Raw genomic sequence first — 6,659 nt, forward strand, 5'->3', positions numbered from 1 at the left:
CACTCCGTCATCGAGGGCCTGGGGGGGGGGGGGTCCGTGGGTTTGCCGTGCGTGGGGGTGGGGCGGGCCGCGGGGGCCTGGCGGGCCCGCCGCGCCCGGCGCGGTGCCCCCGACGACGACCCGCCGCCCGGCGGATCCGCCCCCACCCCGGTCACCGTCAGCGGGAACGCCGAACGCTGATCAGCGGGCCCGGCGGGCGGCGTGCGCCCGCGCGGTCAGCTCCGCGGCGAGCGCCCACGCCTGCGCCAGGTCACGGTCGTGCGCGGCGGCTCCCGACCCGCCGGCCGTGTCGACGTGCACGGTGGCCAGCCGCAACCGGCGCTGCGCCGGCCCCTGCACCACCCGCACGCTCTGCATCCGGGCGTACGGCACCAGCGTCAACTGCCGGGTGAGCAGGCCGGAGCGGACGGCGAAGACCCGCTCGTGCAGGCCCGCGCCGAGCACCCGGGCGCTGAGCGGGCGCAACCAGCGGGCCCGGCCCGGCGGGGGCGTCAGCGGCAGCGCGGTCAGCGTCACCCCGGGCAGCACCTCGTCGACGATCGCCGCCCCGACGGTCAGGTCACCGACGGGCAGCAGCCGGTCGGGCCGGTTGCGGTCGTCGGCCTCGCCGCCGGAGTAGCCGGCGACCTCCAGCCGCAGCCGCAGCCACCCCTTCATCCGCCAGAGCAGCGGCCAGGTCACCCCGACGGTCTGCACCCGATCCAGCGGCACCGTCTGCACCCGGGTCTCCAGCAGGCCGTTGTGGATGCGTAGCCGGTCGGCCTCGCGGGCCAGCCGGAAGTTCCAGTCGTCGAGGACCCGGCGGACCGGTTGCAGCAGCACACCGGCCATCGCGGTCAGGGTGCTGGCCACCGCGATGAACGACCAGGAGCCCTCGGAGAGGAACTGCGCCACCACGAAGGCCACCCCGACCGGCAGCAGGAACGCCTGCGGGGTGAGTAGCTGGCTGACCAGCAGGTCGGTGTTGGTCACCGCGTGCAGCGGCCGGCCGGCCGGCTCCCGGTCGACCGGCGCGCCGGCGTCCCCGCCCGGCGGCACGACGGCTGTCGACTGCGGGCCGGGACCGGTGGCCGCCCCGTCGGGCAGGCCGGCGGCCACGGCGAGCAGCCGTTGCCGTAGCCGGGCCGCGTCGGCGACCGACAGGTACGCCAGCGGCGCCTCGGTCTTGCCGCCGCCGACCACCTCCAGGCGCAGCTCGGCCAGGCCGGTGAGCTGCGCCAGCAGGGGGCGGACCACCTCCACGGCCTGCAACCGCTCCAGCGGGATCGCCCGGGTCCGCCGCCACAGCAGCCCCTCGTACACCCGCAGTTCCCGCCCGACGATGTGGTAGCCGGTGTTGTACCAGCTCACCACCGCCAGCACCGTCGCGCCCAGGGCGAGCACCGCCACCAGCACCGCGAACCAGCCGAAGCCGACCCGGGACAGTGTCGACCAGGAGAGCCCGGCGATCACCACGACCAGGGACTTCGCCCCCTGCAACACCGGGCTCAGCGGGTGCAGCCGCTGCCGTGGCTCGGCACCGGCCGGCCCGCCCGTCCCCACCGGCGGGGCAGCCGGAGCCGCCGGGACGTCGGGAGCCGCCGGGACGTCGGGTGCCGTCGGGGCGTGCGGGGGCGTCGGGTGGGGTGCGCCGGGGCCGGGGGAACCGTCGGTCACAGTCCCTCCGCCCGGTCCTCACCGAGGGCGGTGAGCCGGTCGCGGAGCCGGGCCGCCTCCGCCGGCCGCAGGCCGGGCACCCGGGCGTCGGTGGCCGCCGCGGCGGTGTGCAGCTGCACGGTGGCGAGGTCGAAGGCGCGTTCCAGCGGGCCCGCGCTGACGTCGACGAACTGCATCCGCGAGTACGGCACGATGGACAACCGGCGGACCAGCAGCCCGTGCCGGACCAGCAGGTCGTCGGCGCGCTCGGCGTACCCCCAGGCGCGCACGGCGCGGACGATCGTCACCACCCGCCAGGCACCGCCGAGCAGCACCACGGCACAGCCGGCACCGAACAGCCAGTGCCCGGTGAACGCCCAGCCCAGCGCCAGCCCGACCAGCAGCACCGCCAGGCCCATCGCCAGGCGGAGCAGTTCGACCCAGATCAGGTCGGTCGAGATGGGCTGCCAGTGGACCGTGTCCGGCCAGGGTTCCAGGGCGCTCACCGGGGACTGGGGTGGCTCGGCAGCGTTCACGCTTCGAGGGTATGCGATCCGGGGAGCGCGGTGACGTCACGGAGGAAGCCGCGGGCGTCGAGGAAGTCGCCGAGGCTGCCCCGGTGGGCCGGGCAGGCGAGCCAGGTCTTGCGCCGCTCGGGCTCGTGCAACCGGGGATTGTTCCAGCGCAGTGCCCACGCGGCGGGCGCGCGGCAGCCCCGGGACGAACAGACGGGTGGCTCGCCTGCGGGGGTGGGATCGGTCACCAGGGGAGTGTAGGCGCGCGCCGTGGCCGGGGTCGTGCGCCGGGACCGGGGATGTGCGCCGGGCCGGAGAAGCCGGGGCCGGAGAAGAGGTGAGCGCCGGGCGGCCACGGGGGGAGCCGCCCGGCGACGGGGTGAATCGTACACGTGGCAGGCCCCTTCGTGTCCAGCCTCGTTCAGCGATTCGGTGATCCGGACGGCGTACCCGAAATCGGGTTCTCCCCACCTCGGCTCTCAGCCGGGCATGCGAGTCTTGTTACCGCACCACGCCACGACGACCGAACATGCTGTGGAGGACCGGTGGCCCAGCCGACCACGCCCGACGCCCCGACCCCGAACGGGACGGCCCCCGAGACACCCGCGGCGGTGACCACCCCCGCCCAGGACGCCACCCTGCTGGAACGGGCCCTGTTCGAGATCAAACGGGTGATCGTCGGTCAGGACCGGATGGTGGAGCGGATGTTCGTGGCGCTCCTGGCCCGGGGGCACTGCCTGCTGGAGGGGGTGCCCGGGGTGGCCAAGACCCTCGCCGTGGAGACGATGGCCCGGGTGGTGGGCGGGCAGTTCGCCCGGGTGCAGTTCACCCCGGACCTGGTGCCGGCGGACATCATGGGCACCCGGATCTACCGGCAGTCGAGTGAGAAGTTCGACGTCGAGCTGGGCCCGGTCTTCGTGAACTTCCTGCTCGCCGACGAGATCAACCGGGCCCCGGCCAAGGTGCAGTCGGCGCTGCTGGAGGTGATGAGCGAGCGGCAGGTGTCGATCGGCGGTCAGAGCCACCGGGTGCCCGACCCGTTCCTGGTGATGGCGACCCAGAACCCGATCGAGCAGGAGGGCGTCTATCCGCTGCCGGAGGCGCAGCGGGACCGTTTCCTGATGAAGATCGTCGTCGGGTATCCGACCGACGCCGAGGAGCGGGAGATCGTCTACCGGATGGGGGTCGCCGCGCCCGAGCCGGCGCAGGTGTTCGACACCGACGACCTGCTCGCCCTGCAACGCAAGGCCGACCAGGTCTTCGTGCACAACGCCCTGGTCGACTACGCGGTACGGCTGGTGCTGGCCACCCGCAGCCCGGCCGAGCACGGGATGCCCGACGTGGCCCGGCTGATCCAGTACGGGGCCAGCCCGCGTGCCTCGCTCGGCCTGATCCGGGCCACCCGGGCGCTGGCCCTGCTGCGCGGCCGGGACTACGCGCTGCCCCAGGACGTCCAGGACATCGCGCCGGACATCCTGCGGCACCGGTTGGTGCTCAGCTATGACGCGCTCGCCGACGACGTGCCCGCCGACCACGTGGTGCACCGGGTGATGTCGACCATCCCGCCGCCCTCGGTCGCGCCCCGGCAGCAGGCGTCCGGGCCGCCGCCGGTCAGCGGCCCGCCGGCCGCCGGCTGGCCCGGGCAGCACCCGTGACCGCACCGGTACGCCCGGCCGACGCCGGTGGGGAGCGGACCGAGGCGGTGCTGTCCCGCCTGCAACTGCTGGTGACCCGCAAACTCGACGGGCTGCTCCAGGGCGACTACGCGGGCCTGCTGCCCGGTCCGGGCAGCGAGGCGGGGGAGTCCCGCGAGTACCGACCCGGCGACGACGTACGCCGGATGGACTGGCCGGTGACCGCCCGCACCACCACCCCGCACGTGCGGCGTACGGTGGCCGACCGGGAGTTGGAGACCTGGCTGGCGGTGGACCTGTCGGCGAGCCTGGACTTCGGCACCGGCCGGTGGCTCAAGCGGGACGTGGTGGTCGCCGCGACGGCCGCGTTGACCCACCTGACGGTGCGCGGCGGCAACCGGATCGGCGCGGTGATCGGCACCGGGGCCCCGCCGCCGGCCCCGCCCACCCGTCGGTGGCGCTCCGCCCCGCCACCGGCGCCCACCGGGCCCGGGGTGCTGACCCGGGTGCCGGCCCGGTCCGGCCGGCGGGAGGCGCAGGCGCTGCTGCGCGCGGTGGCGCACACCCCGCTGCGCCCCGGACGCGGCGACCTCGGCGCGCTGGTGGACCTGCTCAACCGGCCGCCGCGCCGCCGGGGCCTGGCGGTGGTGATCTCGGACTTCCTCGCGCCGCCCGCGCAGTGGGGCCGGCCGCTGCGTAAGCTGCGGGTCCGGCACGACGTGCTGGCCATCGAGGTGGTCGACCCGCGCGAGCTGGAGTTGCCCGACGTGGGGGTGCTGCCGGTGGTGGACCCGGAGACCGGGGAACTGCACGAGGTGCAGACCGCCGATCCGCGGCTGCGCCGCCGCTACGCCGAGGCGGCCGCCGCCCAGCGCGGCGCGATCGCCACCGAGCTGCGGGCCGCCGGGGCCGGGCACCTGATGCTGCGTACCGACCGAGACTGGCTGCTGGACATGGTGCGATTCGTGGCCGCCCAGCGGCACGCCCGCACCCGGGGGACGACGCGATGATCCGTTTCATGCAACCGTGGTGGCTGCTGGCCCTGGTGCCGGTGCTGGTCCTGGCCGCCGCCTACGTCTGGCGGCAGCGCCACCGCCGGGCGTACGCGATGCGGTTCACCAACGTGGACCTGCTGCGTACCCTCGCGCCGAAGGGGTTGGGGTGGCGACGGCACGCGGCGGCGACCGCACTGCTGTTGGCGATGGTGGCGCTGGCCACCGGGATGGCCCGCCCGGCGATCGACACCGAGGAGCCGCTGGAGCGGGCCACCGTGATGCTCGCCATCGACGTGTCGTTGTCGATGCAGGCCGACGACGTGTCGCCGAACCGGTTGGAGGCGGCGCAGGAGGCGGCCAAGCAGTTCGTCGGCGAGCTGCCGGCCAGCTACAACCTGGGGCTGGTCTCCTTCGCCAAGGCGGCGAACGTGCTGGTCGCGCCCACCAAGGACCGGGCCGCGGTGACGGCGGCGATCGACGGGCTGACCCTGGCCGAGGCGACCGCCACCGGCGAGGCGGTCTTCACCTGCCTGGAGGCGATCCGGTCGGTGCCGGCCGACGGCGCGGCCGGTATCCCGCCGGCCCGGATCGTGCTGCTCTCCGACGGGTTCCGCACCTCGGGCCGGTCGGTGGAGGAGGCCGCGGCGGCGGCGCAGGCGGCGAACGTGCCGGTCTCGACCATCGCGTTCGGCACGGACTCGGGGCAGGTCGACATCGGTGGTCAGTTGCAGCGGGTGCCGGTGGACCGGCTGGCGTTGGCCCAGCTCGCCGAGACCACCGAGGGCTTCTTCTACGAGGCGGCCTCGGTGGCCGAGCTGAAGCAGGTCTACCAGGACATGGGTTCGTCGATCGGGTTCCGCACCGAGCCCCGCGAGATCACCCAGTGGTACGCGGGGGCGGCGCTGCTGCTGGCGCTCTGCGCGGGCGGGCTGAGCCTGCTCTGGACGTCCCGGATGCTCTGAGGTCGGCCGGGACGTCCCGGGGTGCGGTGCCCGTCCCCCGGGACGTCCCGGCGGTGATCCGGGTCCGGGGCGTCCCGGCGGTGCTCGCGGGTGCGGGGCGCGCGGGTCGGCGCGGCGGTCTCAGGGACCGCCGCCGGCCAGCACGAACACGACGGCCACCCAGACGGCGGCGAGGGTGAAGCCCAACGGGGCGACGTAGCGGCTCATGAACGGCTCCGGTGGCGACTGGACGGTCCGCGGGGCGGGCGGGACCGCAGGGGTTGATCAGGGCGCGCACACGAAGTCGTGACCGGGGTGCTCCACGGGGGCGTCCCGGCGCGGGACGGCACCACCTACCGGTCTGTCGGCCGGGGCCGCAGGCGGGCGGTGACGGGGAGCGGGAGCTGGGTCAGCTCGACCGACTGAGTCGTGGCTCAGCGGGGCTGACGGACGGCCCGGCCACGACTGGGAGGATCGCTATCTCGCACAGCGATCACCTCCTGCGGTCGGCGGGGCCAGAAACGCGAGTCGCATTCGGCTCGCGGACGCTGATCATCGTACAACGGGGGCACCCGCGACGCGCATTCGGCCGACCCGGCCCCGGACGGTGGTCGCCTGCTCCCGGAGGGTGGTCGCCCCGCGATTCCTCCCGGCCGCCGCGCCGGGCCCGGTGGCGCACTGTTAGCGGTTACCTGCCGGTAACGCCTAGGCTCCGACCGGAATGATCAGCGGAACCGAAGGGGGACCCGTGGCCCGCACCGTGCTGGTGACCGGCGGCAACCGGGGAATCGGACTGGCCATCGCCCAGGCGTTCGCCAAGCAGGGCGACCGGGTCGCGGTCACGCACAGCAGCGGCGACGCGCCGGAGGGAATGTTCGGCGTCCGGTTCGACTTCACCGACAGCGCCTCTGTCGACTCCGCGTACACCGCCGTCGAGGC

Annotated in this window: 7 protein-coding genes; 4 read left to right on the plus strand and 3 right to left on the minus strand. The window is 75.0% G+C overall.

Translation table 11 applies throughout. The annotated features are described in order from the left end of the window. Window positions 1-180: 180 nt before the first annotated feature. The 3 genes from ACOJTC_RS16240 to ACOJTC_RS16250 are packed head-to-tail and all read right to left on the minus strand — an operon-like array spanning window position 181 to window position 2,398. A complete protein-coding gene (locus ACOJTC_RS16240; protein WP_420117512.1) occupies window positions 181-1,656 on the minus strand; it encodes a PH domain-containing protein in 1,476 nt (491 codons plus the stop codon). Next, window positions 1,653-2,171, minus strand: coding sequence for a PH domain-containing protein (locus ACOJTC_RS16245; protein WP_307826231.1), 519 nt, complete (start codon window positions 2,169-2,171; stop codon window positions 1,653-1,655). Before ACOJTC_RS16245 ends, ACOJTC_RS16240 begins: the two co-directional genes overlap by 4 nt. Beyond that, window positions 2,168-2,398 (minus strand): hypothetical protein, encoded by a 231-nt coding sequence (locus ACOJTC_RS16250; RefSeq protein ID WP_204926143.1) that lies wholly within the window; start codon window positions 2,396-2,398, stop codon window positions 2,168-2,170. Before ACOJTC_RS16250 ends, ACOJTC_RS16245 begins: the two co-directional genes overlap by 4 nt. Before the next feature lie 297 nt (window positions 2,399-2,695). Between ACOJTC_RS16250 and ACOJTC_RS16255 the strand changes: the two genes are divergently transcribed. From ACOJTC_RS16255 to ACOJTC_RS16270, 4 genes are all read left to right on the plus strand, one after another. Beyond that, a complete protein-coding gene (locus ACOJTC_RS16255; RefSeq protein WP_204926144.1) occupies window positions 2,696-3,805 on the plus strand; it encodes an AAA family ATPase in 1,110 nt (369 codons plus the stop codon). Next, window positions 3,784-4,794, plus strand: a complete 1,011-nt coding sequence (locus ACOJTC_RS16260; RefSeq protein ID WP_420117514.1) for a DUF58 domain-containing protein — start codon at window positions 3,784-3,786, stop codon at window positions 4,792-4,794. The genes ACOJTC_RS16255 and ACOJTC_RS16260 overlap by 22 nt, the downstream gene beginning before the upstream one ends. Beyond that, on the plus strand, window positions 4,791-5,741 hold the full coding sequence (locus ACOJTC_RS16265; protein WP_204926145.1) for a VWA domain-containing protein: 951 nt from the start codon (window positions 4,791-4,793) through the stop codon (window positions 5,739-5,741). The genes ACOJTC_RS16260 and ACOJTC_RS16265 overlap by 4 nt, the downstream gene beginning before the upstream one ends. Window positions 5,742-6,468: 727 nt before the next feature. Next, window positions 6,469-6,659: SDR family NAD(P)-dependent oxidoreductase (locus ACOJTC_RS16270; RefSeq protein WP_420117513.1), on the plus strand; the 191-nt coding region annotated here is incomplete at its 3' end.

This window comes from Micromonospora sp. (genome assembly GCF_048594385.1).
In the GTDB taxonomy this organism is placed as follows: domain Bacteria; phylum Actinomycetota; class Actinomycetes; order Mycobacteriales; family Micromonosporaceae; genus Micromonospora; species Micromonospora wenchangensis.